Here is an 18,820-nt window from a genome sequence, read left to right as displayed (position 1 = left end):
CGGGGGCTCGCTCGCCTCAAGCCAGCTAGCGCACCGGCAGGGGGCTGGGAAGATAATCTGCCCCGGTTAATTCACCATTATTGAAGGACAAGACCCACACCGAGGCCTTTTTAAACTTCAATTCCTCCTGTGGCTTCTTGAGGAATTGCGGCGCCAAATCCTCGATGATGCCGGGGATGGTCTGTCCCTGGCTGATAATGACTGGCACCCCGCCGTCTTCTACTACACGCCGGAAAGCCTTTTTGGCGGCCGCCGGATTCTTTTCCCATGCCTCGTCGCCAAAGTCCTTATTAATGGCGATGTCCTTGCCCAGTTCGTCGGCAAGCGGCGCGGCGGTTTGCTGGCACCGGTGCGGGCGAGCGGAATAGATCGCGGTGGGATGATAGGCCGCCAGCATGGGCACGAGCATTTCTGCTTGCCGACGCCCCTTCTTATCCAAAGGCCGCAGGTTGTCATCGCCCTCCCACTTTTTGCGGTCGTGGGCGTGGGCGTGGCGAACGTACAATAGGCGCGTTGTGGGGGCGAGCTGCAGCCGCTTTTGTGCCTTGGAGACGACGTCGTTGTCCACGTCATAGGACAAAAGCTGCTGTGCTTGGTCAATGGGCACCCAGCGCAGCTCATCGGTCTCATCATTGGGGGTATAGGTGCCGCTGAGGTAGAACGCCGCCCAGTAATAGACCACCTTGGTGCGCCCCTGCACGGGGTAGGTGACCTTGCCAATCAACTTGCCCAGGCGTACGTGGAAGCCGGTTTCTTCCTCAATTTCGCGCGCCGCGGTGGTAGGCAGGGATTCGCCTGGATCCACCTTTCCCTTGGGCAGGGACCAATCGTCGTAATGCGGGCGGTGGATGAGTGCGATCTCTGGGTTCGCGGGGTCGCCGCGCCAGACTACGGCGCCGGCGGCAAGGGTAGTGCGGGGAAATTCCTTGGCTGGATCCACCGGAATTTCTTGGTGCCGGCCGGAAATGAATTTTTCGGACTTTTTATCTTTATCGGTCTCGTGCATCTTCTTCGCGCTCGGCATAGCTTTTCGTGCCTTTCTTCGGTAAGTGAAAAATTGGCGTTAACCTCATCATCATTGTTCCACGGGGGAGATCCCTGCCGCATCCTTGCCACGCCCGGAGTGATAAATGCCTTAAGGTGGAGCTAATAGGAAAAACGTTTGGAGGAAGCCATGGTAAAAGTAGCGGTAATGGGTGCCGGTTCCTGGGGCACCACCTTGGCCAAGGTATTTGCGGACGCAGGAAACGATGTCACCCTGTGGGCGCGCAGGACCGAATTGGCGGAAGCGATCAATGAAACGCATACCAACCCTGACTACCTGCCGGATGTCCACCTTCCGGCGGCACTGCGCGCCACGCACGATGAGGAAGAGGTGCTTTCCGGCGCGGATATCGTGGTCTTCGGTGTGCCATCGCAGTCCCTGCGCGCCAACGTGGAGCGCTGGGCGCCCGCATTGCCCGCGGATTCCACGCTGGTCTCCATTTCTAAGGGCGTAGAAACCAGCACGCTCAAGCGCATGAGCGAAGTCATCGTGGATGCAGCGGGTGTGGATCCGCAGCGCGTGGCGGTTCTATCTGGGCCCAACCTAGCCAAAGAAGTAGCAGCGGGGCAGGTTACGGCCACGGTCATCGCCTGCACCGACGAAGAGCGCGCTAAGGCGGTGCAGGCGGCCATCGCCGCGCCCTACTTGCGGCCCTATACAAATACCGATGTCATCGGCGCGGAGATCGGTGGCGCGTGCAAAAACGTCATCGCCTTGGCCTGCGGCATGGCCTCGGGCAAGGGCTTGGGCAATAACACCATGGCCACGATGATTACCCGCGGCCTGGCGGAAATTACGCGCCTGGGCACGGCCTTGGGGGCGGAGCCATTTACCTTTTCCGGCCTGGCGGGTTTGGGCGATTTGGTCGCCACGTGTAACTCCACGCTCTCGCGCAACAGGACCTTCGGTTACCGCCTCGGTTAAGGTGGCAGCCTAGAAGAAGCGAAGGCGGCCACCAATGGCCAGGTGGCAGAAGGCGTGTTTTCCTCTGATTCCATCTTCCGCCTAGCCCAGCAGGCTGGGGTAGAGATGCCCATTACGGAAGCCGTCTACGGCGTGTGTCATCAGGGCATGGCTGTAGACGATATGATCATTGCCCTTATGGGTCGCTCCAAGAAGTCGGAGTAGCAGAAAGGTAAAATCATCGCCCATGACTGAAAAGACCCGCGTGGCCGTCCTTTACGGTGGCCGCAGTACCGAGCACTCCGTGTCCTGCGTATCCGCAGGCGCAATTATGAAGCACCTCGACCCGGAAAAATTCCAGGTGGTGCCCATCGGCATTACGCGCGAGGGCACGTGGACACCGGGCGATACCGAGGGCTTAGAAATCGTCGATGGCGTCATGCCTGAGGTCAAGCGCGGCACGGAATTGGCGCTTTCTGCGGATCCAACGCGCAAGGGCGAAATCCGCGCGATTAGTGACGGTTCGCTGTATGCCCAGGTTGACGTTATCTTTCCCATTCTCCATGGACCCTATGGTGAAGACGGCACTATGCAGGGGCTTTTCGAGCTCTCCGGAATCCCTTATGTGGGCCCCGGCGTATTGGCGTCCTCGGTGGGAATGGACAAGGAATTTACCAAGAAGATTTTATCCGCAGCGGGCCTGCCGGTGGCACCAGAGGTCATCGTGCAGGGTCGCACGGAATTGACCGTGGAAGAAAAAGAACGGCTTGGCCTGCCGGTCTTCGTCAAGCCTGCCCGCGGGGGCTCCTCGATTGGCGTCTCCAAGGTCAGCGACTGGGCGGATTTCCCAGAAGCCGTGCGCATTGCCTTGGAAGACGATGACAAGATTTTGGTCGAGCCAGAAATCGTCGGCCGCGAGGTAGAGGTCGGCGTCCTGCAATACCCAGATGGCGAGCTTATTGCCTCTGTGCCGGCGCTGCTTAAGGGCATCGATGACTCCGATGAAGGGTTTTATGGTTTTGAGACCAAATACCTAGATAACGTGGTCACGGCCCAAATTCCCGCGCCTTTCCCAGAAGAACTCACGGCGCAATTGCGCGATATGGCGATTCGGGCCTTCAAAGCGCTCAACTGCGCAGGCCTTTCCCGCGTGGATTTCTTCGTTACCGAAGAGGGCCTGTACATCAACGAGGTCAATACCCTGCCGGGATTTACCCCGATTTCTATGTACCCGCAGGTGCTGGCGGCCTCTGGCGTGGATTACCCCTCGTTGCTTGAGGTACTCATCGCCAGCGCAGAGGCCCGCACCGCATAGGTCTGCGGCTTCCTTTTACCTTTCTGGGACGTGCTTCGCGGTGATATCGCTGAGCGCCACCAGTGCTGCCTGCGCGGAATCCTGCGGGGCGTGCAGCGCTAGGTAATTCTCGCGGCCGAGCGCAAACCAGGTTCCTGCGGTCGTGCCTTGGGCCAAGGTCGTATCCTCAAACCAGGCAATATCGTTGACCTGCTGGAGCTGCACGCCCGCCTCGTAATTTTCTGGCTGGGCGATGCCACAGCGCGCGACGATGTCCTCGTGCCCCTCAGAGCTCCACACGTAGGTGTCCTTGTCGTCCACCTCGCGGCGGTGGTAGCTATCCGCAATCTCATCCGGTAGCGCCTTTTCTACCGCGGTACAGCGGTCATTTTTTGCCGCCTTTAAATCGCGCAAGGGTGCCGGGTGGGTTTCGGCCGGCTTGTTCTCCAGGGTGGCAACGGCCTCGTTGAGGTCTTGCGGCTTTTCATCATTAAAGGTCGTTACCGCCACGACCGGGAAGCGCTGGGTCGAATACCAGGTAGAGAGGTTAGAACCAGAGGTCGCATCCTTGACCTTGAACCACTGCTCACCGTCGACGTCTTGCGTCGTGGAGTAATCGGTGTACTGGAAGGGCATGGCAACACCGCAGCGCGCCGTCACCTTTTCCTGGGAGTTAGCGGCCCAGGCGGCAACGCCGGCGGGGACGGGCTCTGCAATATCGGCGCGCGGTTGGCCCATGGCTTCATCGGGAAGCGCATGCACGAAGTCCGTGCACGCCTGTGAATCGGCCTCTGGCGAATCCACCGGGGAGACCGCCACGGGGGCCTTGGCCGTGTTTGTGAATACGTATTTCGCGCCGAAAAGGACCGCTAAAACCATCACTATGGACAACCCAAGTGAAATGAAGATCGCGGTGCGGTTAAATTGGGATGTCATAGGGGTTCATTTTATCGAAAGGATGCCGGTGAACTTAAGTCAGACTCTCGCGGACGTGGGGGAGCAGGCGGTAATTCGAGAAATCACAGCGGCCGCTCCCAGCAGCCTGAATGGCGATGATGCCGCAGTACTTTTCGCGGCACCGCCCAATTCGCGCACGGTGGCCTCTACCGATCTGATGGTAGATGGCCGGCACTTCCTGCGGGAATGGTCCACCCCGCGCGAAATTGGCAAGAAGGCCATCCTGCGCAACTTCGCCGATATCGAGGCCATGGGCGCGCGCCCAGTGGCGGCCCTTTTAGCCATCGCCGCACCGGGTGGTACGCCGGTGAGTTTTGTCAGGGGCGTAGCTAAGGGCATCGCCGAGCATTGCTCTTTTTACAACGCCGAGCTGGTGGGCGGGGATATTACGAAATCGGATCTGCTGGTTATCAACATCACCGCCATCGGCTTTTTGGGCGGCAGCCGGGCAGCGTTGACCCTTGATGCGGCGCGCGCGGGCCAGAAGGTCGTAGCCCACGGTGAGATTGGCCATGCGGCGGCGGGCTTGTCTTTGCTGCAGCGGTTTGGCCGCGATCTACCGGCAGAGCATGCGGATTTGTACCCGCTTATTGATGCCCACTGCGCCCCCTGGCTCAGCCCCGGCCGCGGCGTTATCGCCCGCGCCGCCGAGGTCACCGCAATGACCGATAATTCCGATGGCCTCATCCAAGACTGCGGAACCATGGCGCAGCGCTCCGGGGTGCACATCGATTTGGATGCCGATGCCATCCAGCCCGATCCACTCCTGCACGCCGCGGCCGCCGTTCTTGACTGCGATCCTTGGCAATGGGTCCTAGCCGGCGGCGAAGACCATACCCTGATCGGAACCACCGCAAAGCAGGCACCTTCGGGGTTCCGGGAAATCGGCACCGTCTCGCGCGGCAGCGGCGTTACGGTGGATGGTAAACAACCCCGTTATGCAGAAGGGTGGGCAGGATTTTAGATATGCACCCGACTTACCATCCCTCGTGGGAACCGGTTCTCGCGCCGGTGCTGGAGCAGCAGTGGCCACGGATTTCTCAGGCGCTGGACAATCAGGATTACCTGCCGCCGGCAGAAGACGTATGCAGGGCATTGCAGATGCCGCTTGATGATGTCCGCGTGCTCATCGTTGGCCAAGACCCCTATCCCACCCCGGGCCACGCGATGGGGATGGCCTTTTCCACTAAGCCGGGGGTCAAACCCCCGCGCTCCTTGGTCAATATTTACCGCGAGCTGTATGACGATGTGGGCGTTCGCGGGCGTGAGGACGGCGATCTAAGCGCCTGGGCCGACCAGGGGGTCTTGCTCCTTAACAGGGTGCTGACCGTGGCACCGGGCCAGGCGGGTTCGCACCGGCGTATTGGCTGGGAAGAGGTGACCGAGGCCGCCATCCGCGCCCTCAACCGCACCCCGATGGTCGCGATTTTATGGGGCCGCGATGCCCAATCCTGCGAGCGCTTCCTTCCCGATGTGCCCTGCATTACCTCGCCGCACCCGTCGCCGCTTTCGGCCAGCCGGGGGTTCTTTGGTTCCCGCCCATTTTCCCGGGCAAACGCCCTTTTGCGGGACCAATGCGCGCGGGAGATCGCGTGGGACTTGTAAACTATTGCGCATGTCATACCCCAGCACGCTGGACGCTCACGGATTGCGCAATTGGGCGCACCGCGCTGTAGGCGAGCTTTCCCATCGGCGCGCCGAAATCAATGCGCTCAACGTTTTTCCGGTGCCGGATTCTGATACCGGCTCGAATATGGCGCACACCATGGAAGCCGCCGTCGCCGAGGTGGAAAAGGGCGACGGTGACGTTGCGGCTGCGCTAGCCATGGGGGCCGTGCGCGGGGCGCGGGGAAATTCCGGAATGGTCCTCTCGCAGGTCCTGCGCGGGGTCGCGGAGGCCACCGTGGATTCCACCATCGATGGCGCCATTTTTGCGGCTTCGCTTATGCATGCGGTAGAGCTCGTGGACCGAGCCATTGCAGAGCCGGTGGAAGGCACGGTCATTACCGTATTGCGGTGTGCGGCAGAAAAGGCGGAGCACACCGCGCGGCAACCCGAATCTAGTTTTCATGGCGTCGTAGCGGAGACGATTTCGGCAGCCCAGAAAGCCCTTGCGGAAACACCCTCGCAGCTGCCAGAACTGCGTGCAGCCGGGGTCGTAGATGCTGGCGGTGCCGGCCTAGTCATCCTTTTAGAGGCCCTCCTTGCAGAAATCGAGGGCACGACTAGCCACGCGCCCGAATCCATGCCGGAGGCCGTCACCGAACTTGAGGTGGTCTTCTTTTTCGAAGGCGATAGCGCAGCATTGAAGGAGAAGATTGCCCCCTTGGGCACGAGCTTGGTCATCGCGCAAGCAAGCGACGATAGCGCCTCGATCCACATCCATTCCACCCAGGCCGGTGCGGTCATCGAAACCGCCTTTGCCGCTGGATCGGTCAGCAACCTGCGCCTCGAGGCACTTCCGGAAACCTCGGCCCCGCGCGGAGACACTGACGCCGGTCATACGCGCACCGTCTATGCCGCGGTGCCCGCCGGTCCCATGGCCGAGCTGGTGCAGTCCGCCGGGGTTACGGTGGTCGAACCAGGAGAAACAATCCACGCGGCGGGCGAGGACATCGTGTTATCCAGCGGGTTAGAAGAACACGCAACTGCCGCGCATACCGTGGAGATTTCTTCCCTTGCGGCGGGGCTGGCCGCCATCTCCGTCTATGAACCGGATAATGCGGATACCGCCGCGGTCGTAGAATCCATGCGCGATGCGGCGCAGTCGATGCGGGTGGCGCACCCAGCAGAAGAAACAGAGGCAGCCATCGCTAAGACGTGCCGCCAGTTGCTGGCCGCCGGCGGGGAACAGGTCACGGTCATTAGCCCGCTTGCCATCTCGCAAGAAGAGCTGGCGGCCGAGCTAGGCGTCGATGTAGTGGCCTTGCAAGTGCCGGATATTCCTACCGAGATCGGGGTGGAATAGCGATGCTTGGCTGGCAAGATGATCGCCCGTTGACCGATGTCTTGGATAAAAAAGACGCTACCAAGATCACCAAGGCGCTGGGATATAAGACCTGCGGGGAGCTCTTGGCGCACTATCCGCGCGATTACATTCGCCATAATCAAGACGTGGGGCTTGGCGATGCCGCCGAGGGCGATATCGTCACCATTACCGGAACCGTAACGGGAATAACGACCCGCGATACGGGCAAGACCACCATCATCAACGTCCAGCTCGATGGTCATATTATCGCCACGTTTTTTAATGCCATGTACGTCTTGCGCATGCTCCACCGTGGGCAGCGGGTTATGATGAGCGGAAAATTGAAATATTTCCGCCAGCAGCCCCAGCTACAACAGCCGGATTTCGTAGAAATCGATGCCTTCGGGCGCCCAGACGGGGAACTCGCCGCCTACCAGGCGCCTGCGGCGGGAAAGAAAAAGCCACAGAAGGCGACCGGGTCCCTGCGCAACCTGTCCCAATTCGGCCGGCTCGATAAATTATTGCTCGAGCGGGAATGGATACCGGTATATCCCGCCACGGCAAAGATCACCTCCTGGTACCTCATGGGAGCCATCCACTACGTGCTCGCGCACACCCCAACCATTAGGGAACCGTTAGACCAGCAGATGATTATCAGCCTGGATCAAGCGGTGCGTGAAATCCATGAGCCCGGCGCGGCTGGCCCGCAACGCGCGGTTCAGCGCCTCAAGTACAACGAGGCGCTTTCCATTGGTCTGGTCATGGCGCTGCGCCAGCGCGATGCGCATGCGCACACGGCGCCGACGATGCCCGCTATTTTGGGCGGTTTCCGCGAAGAGTTATTGACCCATCTTCCCTTTGAACTCACGCAAGGCCAGCGCAGGGTCATTACTGAGATTGACGATGACTTATCCGGTTCCTTACCCATGATGCGTCTGTTGCAGGGCGAAGTGGGCTCGGGAAAAACCATGGTCGCCACCTGCGCCATGCTGCAGGCCATCGATGCCGGAAGCCAGGCGGCGTTGCTTGCTCCCACTGAGGTCTTGGCCTCCCAGCATGCGGCCTCGATTGGTACGTCCGTGCCAGAAGGCGTCAAGGTTGTGCTCTTAACCGGATCCATGCGGACCGCCGAGAAGCGCCAAGCGCTCCTGGATATCGTCTCGGGTGAGGCGAATATCGTCATCGGCACGCATGCCATCATTCAAGAATCGGTCGAGTTCTTCGATTTGGGCTTGGTGATCGTGGATGAGCAGCACCGCTTTGGCGTAGAGCAACGCGATAGCCTGCGCTCTAAGACGCGCGAGGGGATAAGCCCCCACGTCTTGGTCATGACGGCAACCCCCATCCCGCGTACCATCGCCATGACGATTTTCGGCGATCTCGCCGTATCGACGCTCGCCGAGCTGCCCGGCGGGAGAAAACCGATCCAGTCCGCCGTGGTGGCGGAGTGGCGACCCGTTTGGGTGGCGCGGGCGCTCGAGCGCATTCGCGAGGAAGTGGCGCATGGACACCAAGCCTATATCGTCTGCCCGCGCATCGAAGGCGAGGGCGGAGTGCTTGAACTGGCGGAACAGCTTGCTGCTGGCCCTTTTAAGGGGCTGCGGGTAGATATCTTGCACGGCAAGATGCCGAATAAGGATGAGGTCATGACCTCTTTTGCCCGGGGTGAAATCGATATCTTGGTATCCACCACGGTCATCGAGGTGGGCGTCGATGTTCCCAACGCCACGGTCATGCTCATCCGCGAGGCAGAAAACTTCGGCGTCTCCCAGCTACACCAATTGCGCGGACGCGTAGGACGCGGCGGCAATGCGTCCATTTGCCTGATGCATACGAAAGCGGAGGAGAACTCGGCCTCGTATCGGCGCATTACCCAGATTGCCCAGACCTCGTCTGGGTTTGACCTTGCGGAATTAGACCTTCGGCAACGCCACGAGGGCGATATTCTGGGTGCGGTGCAATCTGGTACCCACCGGACGCTGCGGTTGCTCAACCTTGCCGATGACCAAGATATTGTGGAGCGCACTCACGCGGATGCGTACGCCATGGTTCAGCGCAATCCACAGTTGGCCGAAGAGCTGACGCAGAATTTGAGCCAAAGCGAGCAGGAATACTTGGAGAAAAACTAAGAGGGGATAGGCTATAGGTATGAAAATCTACGCCCCCTTCGCGGGCATCGTTCGCTGCCATGTCGATGTAGGTGAGAAAATTAGTACTGGTCAGGAGCTAGCTACCGTTGAGGCGACGAAGCTGGAATCGCCCGTCGTGTCCCCAGGCCCGGGGATGATTACTCGCATAGCGGTGGCGGATTTTAGCGATGTTATTGGCGGAGACTTAATTATGGAGATTGGAGAAGCGTAAATGACGCGGATTATTGCAGGCGAAGCGCGGGGGCGGACTATTAAAGTTCCGGCAGAGGGAACCCGCCCGACCGCTGATCGCGCGAGGGAAGGCCTCTTTTCCTCGTTGAATGCCCGCTGGGGGTTCGCAGGCTCCACGGTGCTTGATCTATTCGCTGGATCCGGCGCCTTGGGGCTGGAAGCATTAAGCCGTGGGGCAGACGAGGCAGTGTTGGTGGAGTCCAACCCTGCGGCGGTCTCTATCATCAAGCACAACATAGGCGTGGTGAAACATCCCGGTGCCCGCGTGGAGGAAAGGAAGGTATCTACGTACCTGGCCAGCGCCCCGCGCGGCTACTTTGATCTGGTTCTAGCGGATCCGCCTTATGCGTTTGACGATGTCGCCGGGCTTATCGCTGCAATAGAGCCAGTGCTTACAGATAGCGCGATGGTGGTCATTGAACGCCACGTCGAATCACCCGAGACCGACTGGCCCGAAGGTTTTGAGCCGACGGGGCAGAAATTAAAGAAGCGTACCTTCGGCATCGCGCGCATGGATATGGCAGTCTATACCCGTCCCGGTACCGACGTTGCCGACGATACCGATGGCACCTTTGATAACTAGAGAAAGAGATATTTTATGACCACAGCCGTGTGTCCCGGGTCTTTTGATCCCATCACTCTTGGCCACGTGAATATTTTTGAGCGCGCCAGCGAGATGTTTGATGAGGTTACGGTGCTCGTTACTGGCAACCCAGAAAAGCCTTCCGGGTTATTTAGCGTGCACGAGCGCATGGATCTCATCCGGCAAAGCGTGGATTCGCGCATTAACGTGGACTATTGGTCCGGCCTGCTCGTGGACTATACCTCGCAGCACGGAGTAGACGTTTTGGTCAAGGGACTGCGTTCTTCCCTGGATTATGAGTACGAACTGCCGATGGCCCAGATGAACAGGCGTTTGTCCGGCATCGATACGGTCTTTTTGCTTACCGATGAAAAGTACGGCTACATCAGCTCTTCGCTGTGCAAGCAGGTCGCGCAATTCGGCGGCGAGGTCACTGGCATGCTTCCTGATCCGGTAGTTCAAGCGGTGAAGGAAAAATACCGCCGATGATATTGGCGCTGATTATTTTTGCCGTCGTTGTCGCGGGATCCACGCTGCAACGCGTCTCCGGCATGGGGCTTGGCCTCATCGGCGGGCCCATTCTTATGTTGGTGATGGGCCCGGTAGAAGGCATCTTGGTGATCAACGTCTTGGCGGCGGTCAATGCTCTGCTTACTACGGTCACTGTCCGCCGCAATGTCAGCTGGAGAATGTTCGGGCTTATCGCGCCCGTGATGATTATCGGTTCTCTGGCGGCCGCGGCGTTGATTAGCAAGATCGATACCGCAGGGCTATTGATAGTGGTGGGTGCAGCACTGTTCATCGCCTTGGCGGTGGTGACCTACGGCGCTAGGTTCGTCCCACCGATGGAAGGCAAAGGACCGGCCATTTCCGCGGGCATCCTTGGCGGATTTACCAATACCTTGGCCGGAGTGGCCGGCCCGGTCATTACCGTTTACGCACAAGCGGCCAAATGGCCCCAAGCCATGTACACGGCGACCTTGCAGCCGATCTTTGTGGTGGGCGGGCTCTTTTCCGTTATCACCAAGACCGCGCTCGGTGCCGCGACATTCGATGGCCTGCCTTGGATCATTTGGCCCGCAGGATTTGCCGGCATGTTCATCGGCATCTGGCTGGGCTCGCGCATCGCGCATGTAGTCTCCAGGGATATTGCGCGCGCACTGTCGCTATCGGTCGCAAGCCTTGGCGCTCTCAGTGCGCTGATTCGCGGTATCGTCACCTACGGTGCCTAGGGCGCGGCTGGCACCGCGCGAGGGCTACTTAAAGCAGCGAGGATAAGAACTCTTTGGTGCGCGGCTGTTGTGGGTTGTCGAGCACTTCAGCCGGGGTACCGGACTCAAGTACTACGCCGCCATCCATGAAGAAGATTTTATCGGCGACCTCGCGCGCAAAGCCCATCTCGTGGGTCACCACGAGCATGGTCATGCCTTGGGCCGCGAGATTCTTCATCACGCGAAGGACCTCGCCGACGAGCTCGGGATCGAGGGCGGAGGTAGGTTCATCGAAAAGCATGAGCTTTGGATCCATCGCCACGGCGCGAGCGATGGCAACGCGCTGCTGCTGGCCACCAGAAAGCTGGACCGGGTAGTTATCGGCCTTCGCGGCAAGTCCCACCTCGTCTAATAGCTCCATGGCACGCTTCCGGGCCTTATCCTCCGGCATCTTCTTGACCTGCATCGGTGCTTCAATGATGTTTTCAATCACCGTGCGGTGGGGGAAGAGGTTAAAAGACTGGAATACCATGCCGATATCGGAGCGCTGCTGCGCAGCCTGCTTCTCGCTGATCTCGTAGAGGATTCCGTTCTTTTCGCGGTAACCAATGAGCTCACCATCGACATAAAGGCGGCCCGCCGTGGCCTTATCCAGGTGGTTAACGCAGCGCAGGAAGGTCGACTTACCTGAACCGGAAGGGCCTAACAGGCAGGCAACTTCGCCGGGTTGGACCTCTAAGTCGATGCCCTTGAGCACCTCGAATTGCCCGAAGGATTTGTGCACATTCTGTGCGGAGATCATGGGAGTAGTCATTATTTTTTACCCTCCTGGATTACAGAGACGTTGCGGGGGATAGTACCTTCGGCATCGGCAAGCGCGGCAAGTTGGCGCCCAGTGAGCTCGCGGGTGGCGCCGCGCTCAAAGTGGCGCTCGAGGAAGTACTGACCCACCATGAGTAGGGAAGTAATGACCAAGTACCAGGAGGCGGCGACCATCAAGAGCGGAATGGGCTGGAAGAGGGCTGCAGAAATATCGGTGGCGCGGCCGAAGATCTCGTGGGTATAGGGGATAGCCACCACCAGTGACGAGGTCTTGAGCAGGGAAATGAACTCATTGCCTGTCGGCGGGATGATGATGCGCATCGCCTGGGGCAGTACGGTGCGCCGCATGGTCATCCACCAAGACATGCCGAGGGCTTTGGAGGCTTCCTTTTGTCCTGCCGGAACCGAGGAAATGCCCGAGCGAACGATTTCGGCCATATAGGCGGCCTCATTGAGACCCAAGCCCATGACCGCCAAGAAGAAGGCATTGGTCAACACGCTTTGCAGGGAGACCTCTGCAAAGCCCAAGTTGATGGATTGATAAATCGCAGATAGCAAGCCCCAGAAAACCAGCTGGACATAAATCGGCGTGCCGCGAAAGATCCACAGGAAGATCCAGGAAATGGCGCGCAGGATGGGATTGGGCGACATGCGCATCACGGCGAGGATGGCGCCGCCTACCACGCCAATGATCATGGACAAGATGGTGATTGCAATCGTGTGCAGAGAGGCGATGGCGATGCGCTGGTCAAAGAGATACTGGAAGTACGTATCCCACCCAAAGGCCTCATTGCGCGCGGAGGCAATGACAAACCACAGACCAAGAATGAGCAGCACGACCGCGCAGAGCCACCGCCAAGGGTGGCGCAGTGGCCGGGCTTCAATCTTGGCGGGTGCTTCCTGGTGCGCAGTCGCGCTGGCTTCCTCTTTGTGCTCGTTAACCATTGATGGGCCTTTCATTAATCATCGCCTGGTCTACTAATCCATCTTCAATTCCCCAGCGGGCCAAGATCTCCGCGTACTCACCGGTATCAATGAGGTGTTGGAGGGCAGCGGCTGAGGCCTTAGCCAAGTCCGAGCCCTTCGGGACTGCGAAGCCGTAAGGGGAGGCCTGGAACATATCGCCGACAGCGCGCATCTTCCCCTCGGAGCGATTGACCGCCCAAGCGGTCACCGGCGAGTCTGCGGATAAAGCATCGGCGCGGCCCATCAGGACGGCGAGCGCGGCGTTATCCCCAGTGTCATAGGACAAGACGGTGAGATCGCCGTCGCAGGCCTCTTGCTTGGGGCGCACATCGTCGGTCTCGGACACGGTGGTGCGTTGCACGGCGACGGTCAAACCGCAAGGGTTTTGGGGATCGACCTTATTGGGGCCATCGACAAGCTCTGCCCACTGGATGCCCGCATAGAGGTGGTCCACGAAGTCGAACTCATCGCGGCGATCGGCCGTATCCGTAAACCCGGAGGCCCCCATGTCTATCTGGCCGGACTGTACCGCCGGCAAGATCATGGAGAAGTCTTGCTCCAGGGCCTGGAATTTCAGGCCCAGCACCCCGGCTACGGCGCGGGCGAGGTCGAGCTCTACGCCCTGCAGATTGCCGTGGGAGTCCTTGAGCTGAAACGGGGCATAGGGCGGGTTCGTTCCTGCCGTGAGCACGCCGTCATCGTCGTGGTACATCGCGGCGATCTCTGGAACCTCGCTGGTTTCTGGCTCCTCCCAGCCCTCTGGAGTGGAATCCTCCTCGTTGACCACGCACGCGCTCAAGGGGAGTGCGCACGCCATGATGGCGGCCGTTAGTGGTCGATGATTAATCGCCCAGGGCATTAATATTCCGCCGTCCTTTCATCGATGGCTTGCGCGTTCCTGCGGTCTACGTAGATGAAGATGGACACGATGATGGCGCCGAGGATGAAGTATCCGATGATGGCGCCCGAAGAGGCGTCCTGGTCTGCACCCCAGGGCCACAGGGCGCGCAGGGATCCCAGCATGAAGCCCGCCATGGCGGCCAGGGTGGGAGCGCGGTGGGTACTCAGCAAATAGTTGAGCAATTTGATGAAGGCGGCGAGCCCGCAGAGGGCGCCTAGGGCAAACACGCCCATGGTGCCCAACTCACGGTCTGATACCGCGCCGATGATCGGCTGGTACAGCCCCATAGTCAGCAGGATGAGCGAGCCGGAAATGCCCGGCAGAATTAGCGCGCATACAGCAATCGCTGCGGCAAAGAAGACCACGATAAGGCTCGGGTCATCGTGTGGCTCTGAGGTAAAGCCCGTGACGATGAAAATTACGACGGCAGCAGCGATAAACGCAATGATGGAGGAGGGGGCGGTGCGCTCCGCCTTAGACAACATGGAAAGCGGAACGATGATGGAGATGACCACCATGCCTAAAAAGAGCGCGCTGGAGGCAGAGACGTTGTTGTCGACGAAGTTAGACAGGAGCGTGGAAAAGCCGAATACGGCGATTAGCATGCCGACGGCAACTGAGGCTAGAAAGGACCACTCGACCTTTTTAAAGTTGCCGGAGATGAGGTCATTGGCATTGCGGACGGCGCGCTCATAAATCCCCACGATGAGGGCGACGGTTCCGCCGGAGATGCCGGGAACCAGCTCGGCCATACCGATGAGGGCGCCACGAATGGCGTTCAAAATATAGTGCATAAATTAAAAATCTACCTGGGTATAAGACATGACTGCGGTTGACGGGCCACTCGGGGTGCCAAAAACTCGTGGCTCAAGACCGAACGGCGTGGTGCACCATCGCCCGCGGTGGTTTAAGCCTGCATATCTTTCATTACTTTAACGGTTATCCACCTTATATGAGATGGGCTTGTGCTTAAAGTCTCGAGGTAAGAACGTGTTATTTTGCAACGGCTATGCTTCTCGAGCGTTGTGTAAATATGCAATTCGCGGAAGGATATACGAACAATCGAGGTAGCAGCAAGATAAACAAGGTGGCATGACGAAACCCCGCTTCCTCCGTGGATATTTATCCGGAAGGAAGCGGGGTTGAAATGTGCCCCTGGTGAGACTCGAACTCACACCAACTAACGTAATGTAAGGGTCTGACCAGGGAGTAATTTATGTTGCCACGTTTTGCGACAACGATTTGACAACGCCAATACCCAAAAATCTCACAAAACCAATATTGATAAAAACATCCAAAGTCAGAAAGGAACCCCATTGCGGCAAAAAGTAGCAAAGGACCTGACCCCTGTTAGGTAGACACCTGATATCCAGCCCGGTTGGGTTGGGAAGAAAGGTAATCTACCACCATGCCTAGGTATTCCGAACAGTTCAAACGTGATGCTGTGGCCCTCTACGAAAATAATGAGGACCTCTCACTTCACGTGGCTTCAGCAGAGCTAGGAGTCAATCGTTCCTCACTTTATTCTTGGATCAAGCAGTACGGCACCGGCAAACGTGCCCGCACGAAGACCCTGCGCGATGAAGCTCAAGTGATGACTGATTCAGAGCGGATCCGTCAGTTAGAAAGAGAGAACGCGAAGCTGCGCGAAGAACGTGACATCCTGCGCAAGGCCGCTAAATATTTTGCTTAAAGCAACTCACCGGAGTTCTGCTTCCAGTTTGTCTATGACCACCAAACCGAACACTCGGTCCACACGGATGTGCCACGTTTTAAAGCTCAATCGCTCCTTGTTTTATAAATGGCTCCAAACCCGTAAAAATCGCAGGTTAAAGATGTATTCTGATGCCGTTATCGGTGCGAGAATCACAACCATCTTTGATGATGAGCATGGTCTTTACGGCGCTAAACGCATCGCTGCAAGCCTCAACAACGATTCGGGCATTCGCCCAATCAATCACAAGAAGGTCGCACGCATCATGAAATCCATGGGGCTTAAAGGCTTTTCGAAACAGCGTCGATGCATCACCACTCGGCGTAAGCCTGGCGACCGAGCCATGCCAGATTTAGTAGGCCGCAAATTCACTGCGGACAGGCCCAACCACGTGTACGTAGGCGACATTACGTACCTGCCGTGTAAGGGCGGCAAGAATATGTACCTGGCCACAGTCATCGACGCCTACTCGCGCAAGCTCGTTGGCCATGCACTCGCGGATCGCATGCGGGTATCGCTGGTTATCGAAGCTTTGTCTCATGCTAGAAAGGTCCGCGGAAGCCTTACAGGGGCAATTTTCCATTCCGATTACGGCAGTGTTTACACATCGCAGGCATTTAGGGACCACTGCGCCCAGCTTGGTGTGCGCCAATCCATAGGAGCGGTGGGTACAAGTGCCGATAACGCCCTAGCAGAATCGTTTAACGCCGCTTTCAAGCGTGAAGTCCTGCGTGATCGGAAAGTCTTCGAAAGTCCAATCAGCTGCCGCCAGGAAGTCTTCCGGTGGTGCATACGCTACAACACGCGCAGACGACACTCCTGGTGCAACCTTCAAGCCCCCGATGACTTCAAAGCACTTAATTCAGCTACATTGAGCCAAGTAGCATAGCTAACCCCCGACGTGTCTACTTTCCGGGGGCAGGCCCCGTGACATTACTTACCTGCCGTGTAGGGGAGGCAAAAACATGTACCTTGCCACAGTCATTGACACGTATTCACGTAAACTTGCAGGTTATGCACTCGCAGACCACATGCGGGTCTCACTAGTTATCGATGCTCTAGCCCACGCACACGGCGTGCGCGGCAGTCTTGACGGGACTATTTTCCATTCCGATCACGGCAGTGTGTACACCTCACAAGCTTTTAGAAATTACTGCTCGTCGTTAGGTGTACGCCAGTCCATGGGAGCGGTAGGAACGAGTGCTGATAACGCCCTAGCAGAATCCTTTAACGCCACCTTAAAGCGGGAAGTGCTACGTGATCGGAAAGTCTTTGACAACCCAATTACCTGTCGCCAAGAGGTCTTCCGGTGGTGCATGCGCTACAACACCCGCAGGCGCCACTCCTGGTGCAATCTCGTAGCGCCTGATGTCTTTGAAGCCGAGACTTCGGCTATACTGACCACAGCAGCATAGCTAGCCCCCGATGTGTCCACTTTCCGGGGGTCGGGCCCCTCCGCCCTCGGGATGGTCAGCCCCGTCGATTTCGAAAACCACACCACCCAAACCAGAAACGAAGAAGAAATAGCTGCCTAACCACTAGGTAGCTTGACTAGGTGTCCACGATTTGCGGGCAACCCCAATTGCGACACGAAGGAGATGAAGCGGGCGCCATCAATGAATGTCATGCGCAGGCTAAAAACGGTGGTCTGATCAAGATAAACTGATTGGTAAGGAATTTGTTGTGAAAGAAAGAACGATCATTCCGGGAATACTTTTTGGAATTGTCGTGGGCGTCGCAACCCTTTACGTCGGAGTGGTCCTGTCCACATGGCTTCCAATACCTTTCGTCTTCTATGGGCTACCTCTTCCTTCATTGGTGGTGTTGGGTGTATTAGCCATGTCTGTCTACATGTTGAAAAAGGGTCGGCTTAGCGACCGATCATGGCGTGCTTTTGCCTTCACATTCGCTGCGGCTTTCGTCGTATCAGCGTTCTTATGGGTGAGCACCATTTCTGGCTATGGAAACTTTGCATAGCCTATAGATATGGAACCGCTGTAAGGCCAATTACAGTTAGTCCCTCTAGATTGAAGTCTAGAGGGACTAACTGTAACCGCAGAAGAACCTATTTCCACTTAAGTTTCTGCGTATTTTGGAACTGCTAAGGACTCTCTAACGCTTTCCATTCGTTCCAGAGCCATTGCCAGAGTAACCATCAAACTGGACCGAATACCGCGACCATGCTCACGCCGAGGCTAAGCTAGAGCAAGCTGATGTACCAAGTAGACGCATCGACGACGTGTTGCCAAATGAAGTGTCCCAGGTTTTGTTCCGGTTGAGTAGATAGGAAAATCTGGAACATGCCAAGAAAATTTGACCAGGATGCAAAGGACCGTGTGGTCCGTCTTGTAGAGGACCGCATCTTGGCGAAAAACATGTCGATGCAGGCCGCGTGCTAGGCAGTAGCTTCAAAGTTGGGGGTTTCATGGCACACGGCTCGTCTACGGACTTAAGCCTGCTCGTCGTGCGGGAAACATCCCAGAACCTGTTCCTGAAGATTTGGCTACCGAAAATGCCAGGCTACGCCGCGAAAATCAAGAGCTTCGAGATACCAACGAGTTGCTGAAGGCTGCGTCAGCTTTTTTCGCGTCGGAACCAGGCCCAAAACGTTAAGAAATGATCCGGTTCATCGATAAATACCGGGATTGTTTCTCTGTCGAGTTCATCTGCATCGGCGTTGAAAAATAACCGGGGTGGTGGGTTCATCACCTCGCGTGGTTATCGCCAGTCCAAAGCCTGTGGGCTTAAGTGCTCGTCGCCTTCGTGATGCTGTTCTAGTTGAACGCATTAGTGCTGTTCATCGGGATAATTACGGTGTCTACGGCGTGCGGAAAATGTGGCATGCGCTTCACCGTGACGGAATAGATATCGGTCGTGAGCAAACCGCCCGGCTGATGCGCCTGGCCGGTGTTTCTGGCAAAGGCAAAGGCGGATCACCTATCACAACCCGTACACCTCAACATGCCGGATCTGCGCCCGGATTTGGTCGAGCGTGAGTTCAAAGCCCAAGGCCTTAAACAAGCTGTGGGTGGCCGGCATTACCTACGTGCGCACGAAGAAAGGCTTTGTGTATGC

At 57.8% G+C, this 18,820-nt stretch carries 17 protein-coding genes and 3 pseudogenes; 14 read left to right on the top strand and 6 right to left on the bottom strand.

Annotated elements, in window-relative coordinates; all coding sequences use genetic code 11:
* Positions 1-25: 25 nt before the first annotated feature.
* Positions 26-1,024, bottom strand: coding sequence for an NUDIX hydrolase (locus tag ACP8KU_RS06240; protein WP_237799742.1), 999 nt, complete (start codon positions 1,022-1,024; stop codon positions 26-28).
* Between the two features lie 150 nt (positions 1,025-1,174).
* On the opposite strand from ACP8KU_RS06240, the pseudogene ACP8KU_RS06235 reads away from it, so the two are divergent.
* Positions 1,175-2,173, top strand: a pseudogene (locus ACP8KU_RS06235) (NAD(P)H-dependent glycerol-3-phosphate dehydrogenase).
* A 22-nt stretch (positions 2,174-2,195) separates the two neighbouring features.
* Positions 2,196-3,263: a D-alanine--D-alanine ligase family protein gene (locus ACP8KU_RS06230; protein WP_484483463.1), complete on the top strand. Its 1,068-nt coding sequence runs from the start codon at positions 2,196-2,198 to the stop codon at positions 3,261-3,263.
* A gap of 15 nt (positions 3,264-3,278) precedes the next feature.
* Here ACP8KU_RS06230 and ACP8KU_RS06225 read toward each other — a convergent pair whose 3' ends face one another.
* A complete protein-coding gene (locus tag ACP8KU_RS06225; RefSeq protein ID WP_484483462.1) occupies positions 3,279-4,178 on the bottom strand; it encodes a DUF3515 domain-containing protein in 900 nt (299 codons plus the stop codon).
* On the opposite strand from ACP8KU_RS06225, the gene ACP8KU_RS06220 reads away from it, so the two are divergent.
* Genes ACP8KU_RS06220 through ACP8KU_RS06185 form a run of 8 tightly spaced genes read left to right on the top strand, consistent with a single transcriptional unit; the run spans position 4,126 to position 11,363 of the window.
* Positions 4,126-5,163, top strand: coding sequence for a thiamine-phosphate kinase (locus ACP8KU_RS06220; protein WP_484483461.1), 1,038 nt, complete (start codon positions 4,126-4,128; stop codon positions 5,161-5,163). The two genes, ACP8KU_RS06225 and ACP8KU_RS06220, sit on opposite strands and share 53 nt — an antisense overlap.
* A 2-nt stretch (positions 5,164-5,165) precedes the next feature.
* Positions 5,166-5,804: a uracil-DNA glycosylase gene (locus ACP8KU_RS06215; RefSeq protein WP_484483460.1), complete on the top strand. Its 639-nt coding sequence runs from the start codon at positions 5,166-5,168 to the stop codon at positions 5,802-5,804.
* A gap of 10 nt (positions 5,805-5,814) precedes the next feature.
* Positions 5,815-7,167: a DAK2 domain-containing protein gene (locus tag ACP8KU_RS06210; RefSeq protein ID WP_484483459.1), complete on the top strand. Its 1,353-nt coding sequence runs from the start codon at positions 5,815-5,817 to the stop codon at positions 7,165-7,167.
* 2 nt (positions 7,168-7,169) lie between these two features.
* A complete protein-coding gene (locus tag ACP8KU_RS06205) occupies positions 7,170-9,296 on the top strand; it encodes an ATP-dependent DNA helicase RecG (protein ID WP_484483458.1) in 2,127 nt (708 codons plus the stop codon).
* 19 nt (positions 9,297-9,315) lie between these two features.
* On the top strand, positions 9,316-9,528 hold the full coding sequence (locus ACP8KU_RS06200) for a biotin/lipoyl-containing protein (protein ID WP_005280298.1): 213 nt from the start codon (positions 9,316-9,318) through the stop codon (positions 9,526-9,528).
* Complete coding sequence (gene rsmD, locus ACP8KU_RS06195; RefSeq protein ID WP_484483457.1) at positions 9,529-10,131, top strand: 16S rRNA (guanine(966)-N(2))-methyltransferase RsmD; 603 nt, start codon at positions 9,529-9,531, stop codon at positions 10,129-10,131.
* Between the two features lie 15 nt (positions 10,132-10,146).
* On the top strand, positions 10,147-10,620 hold the full coding sequence (coaD, locus tag ACP8KU_RS06190) for a pantetheine-phosphate adenylyltransferase (protein WP_284853751.1): 474 nt from the start codon (positions 10,147-10,149) through the stop codon (positions 10,618-10,620).
* Entirely contained in the window at positions 10,617-11,363 is a 747-nt protein-coding gene (locus ACP8KU_RS06185; protein ID WP_484483456.1) for a TSUP family transporter, read from the top strand. The genes coaD and ACP8KU_RS06185 overlap by 4 nt, the downstream gene beginning before the upstream one ends.
* 28 nt (positions 11,364-11,391) lie before the next feature.
* Here ACP8KU_RS06185 and ACP8KU_RS06180 read toward each other — a convergent pair whose 3' ends face one another.
* The 4 genes from ACP8KU_RS06180 to ACP8KU_RS06165 are packed head-to-tail and all read right to left on the bottom strand — an operon-like array spanning position 11,392 to position 14,825.
* Positions 11,392-12,156 (bottom strand): amino acid ABC transporter ATP-binding protein, encoded by a 765-nt coding sequence (locus ACP8KU_RS06180; RefSeq protein ID WP_284900561.1) that lies wholly within the window; start codon positions 12,154-12,156, stop codon positions 11,392-11,394.
* Positions 12,156-13,109: an amino acid ABC transporter permease gene (locus ACP8KU_RS06175; protein WP_484484158.1), complete on the bottom strand. Its 954-nt coding sequence runs from the start codon at positions 13,107-13,109 to the stop codon at positions 12,156-12,158. Before ACP8KU_RS06175 ends, ACP8KU_RS06180 begins: the two co-directional genes overlap by 1 nt.
* Entirely contained in the window at positions 13,102-13,989 is an 888-nt protein-coding gene (locus ACP8KU_RS06170) for an ABC transporter substrate-binding protein (RefSeq protein ID WP_484483455.1), read from the bottom strand. Before ACP8KU_RS06170 ends, ACP8KU_RS06175 begins: the two co-directional genes overlap by 8 nt.
* A complete protein-coding gene (locus tag ACP8KU_RS06165; RefSeq protein WP_484483454.1) occupies positions 13,989-14,825 on the bottom strand; it encodes a DUF368 domain-containing protein in 837 nt (278 codons plus the stop codon). Before ACP8KU_RS06165 ends, ACP8KU_RS06170 begins: the two co-directional genes overlap by 1 nt.
* A 614-nt stretch (positions 14,826-15,439) precedes the next feature.
* Here ACP8KU_RS06165 and ACP8KU_RS06160 point away from each other — a divergent pair.
* From ACP8KU_RS06160 to ACP8KU_RS06145, 4 genes and pseudogenes are all read left to right on the top strand, one after another.
* Positions 15,440-16,634 (top strand): annotated as a pseudogene (locus tag ACP8KU_RS06160) (IS3 family transposase).
* Between the two features lie 40 nt (positions 16,635-16,674).
* Positions 16,675-17,160: pseudogene (locus ACP8KU_RS06155) on the top strand (IS3 family transposase); the annotation flags it as partial.
* Positions 17,161-17,428: 268 nt separating this feature from the next.
* Positions 17,429-17,722 carry a hypothetical protein gene (locus ACP8KU_RS06150; RefSeq protein WP_284623064.1) on the top strand — a complete coding sequence of 98 codons (294 nt, stop codon included), beginning with the start codon at positions 17,429-17,431 and terminating at the stop codon, positions 17,720-17,722.
* A 716-nt stretch (positions 17,723-18,438) separates the two neighbouring features.
* Positions 18,439-18,741 (top strand): IS3 family transposase, encoded by a 303-nt coding sequence (locus ACP8KU_RS06145; protein ID WP_431832304.1) that lies wholly within the window; start codon positions 18,439-18,441, stop codon positions 18,739-18,741.
* The last annotated feature ends 79 nt before the right edge of the window (positions 18,742-18,820 follow it).

The organism is Corynebacterium sp. LaCa_282 (assembly GCF_057198125.1).
The sequence above is the reverse complement of the archived record's forward strand: the minus strand, read 5'-3'. Positions and strand labels throughout refer to the sequence as shown.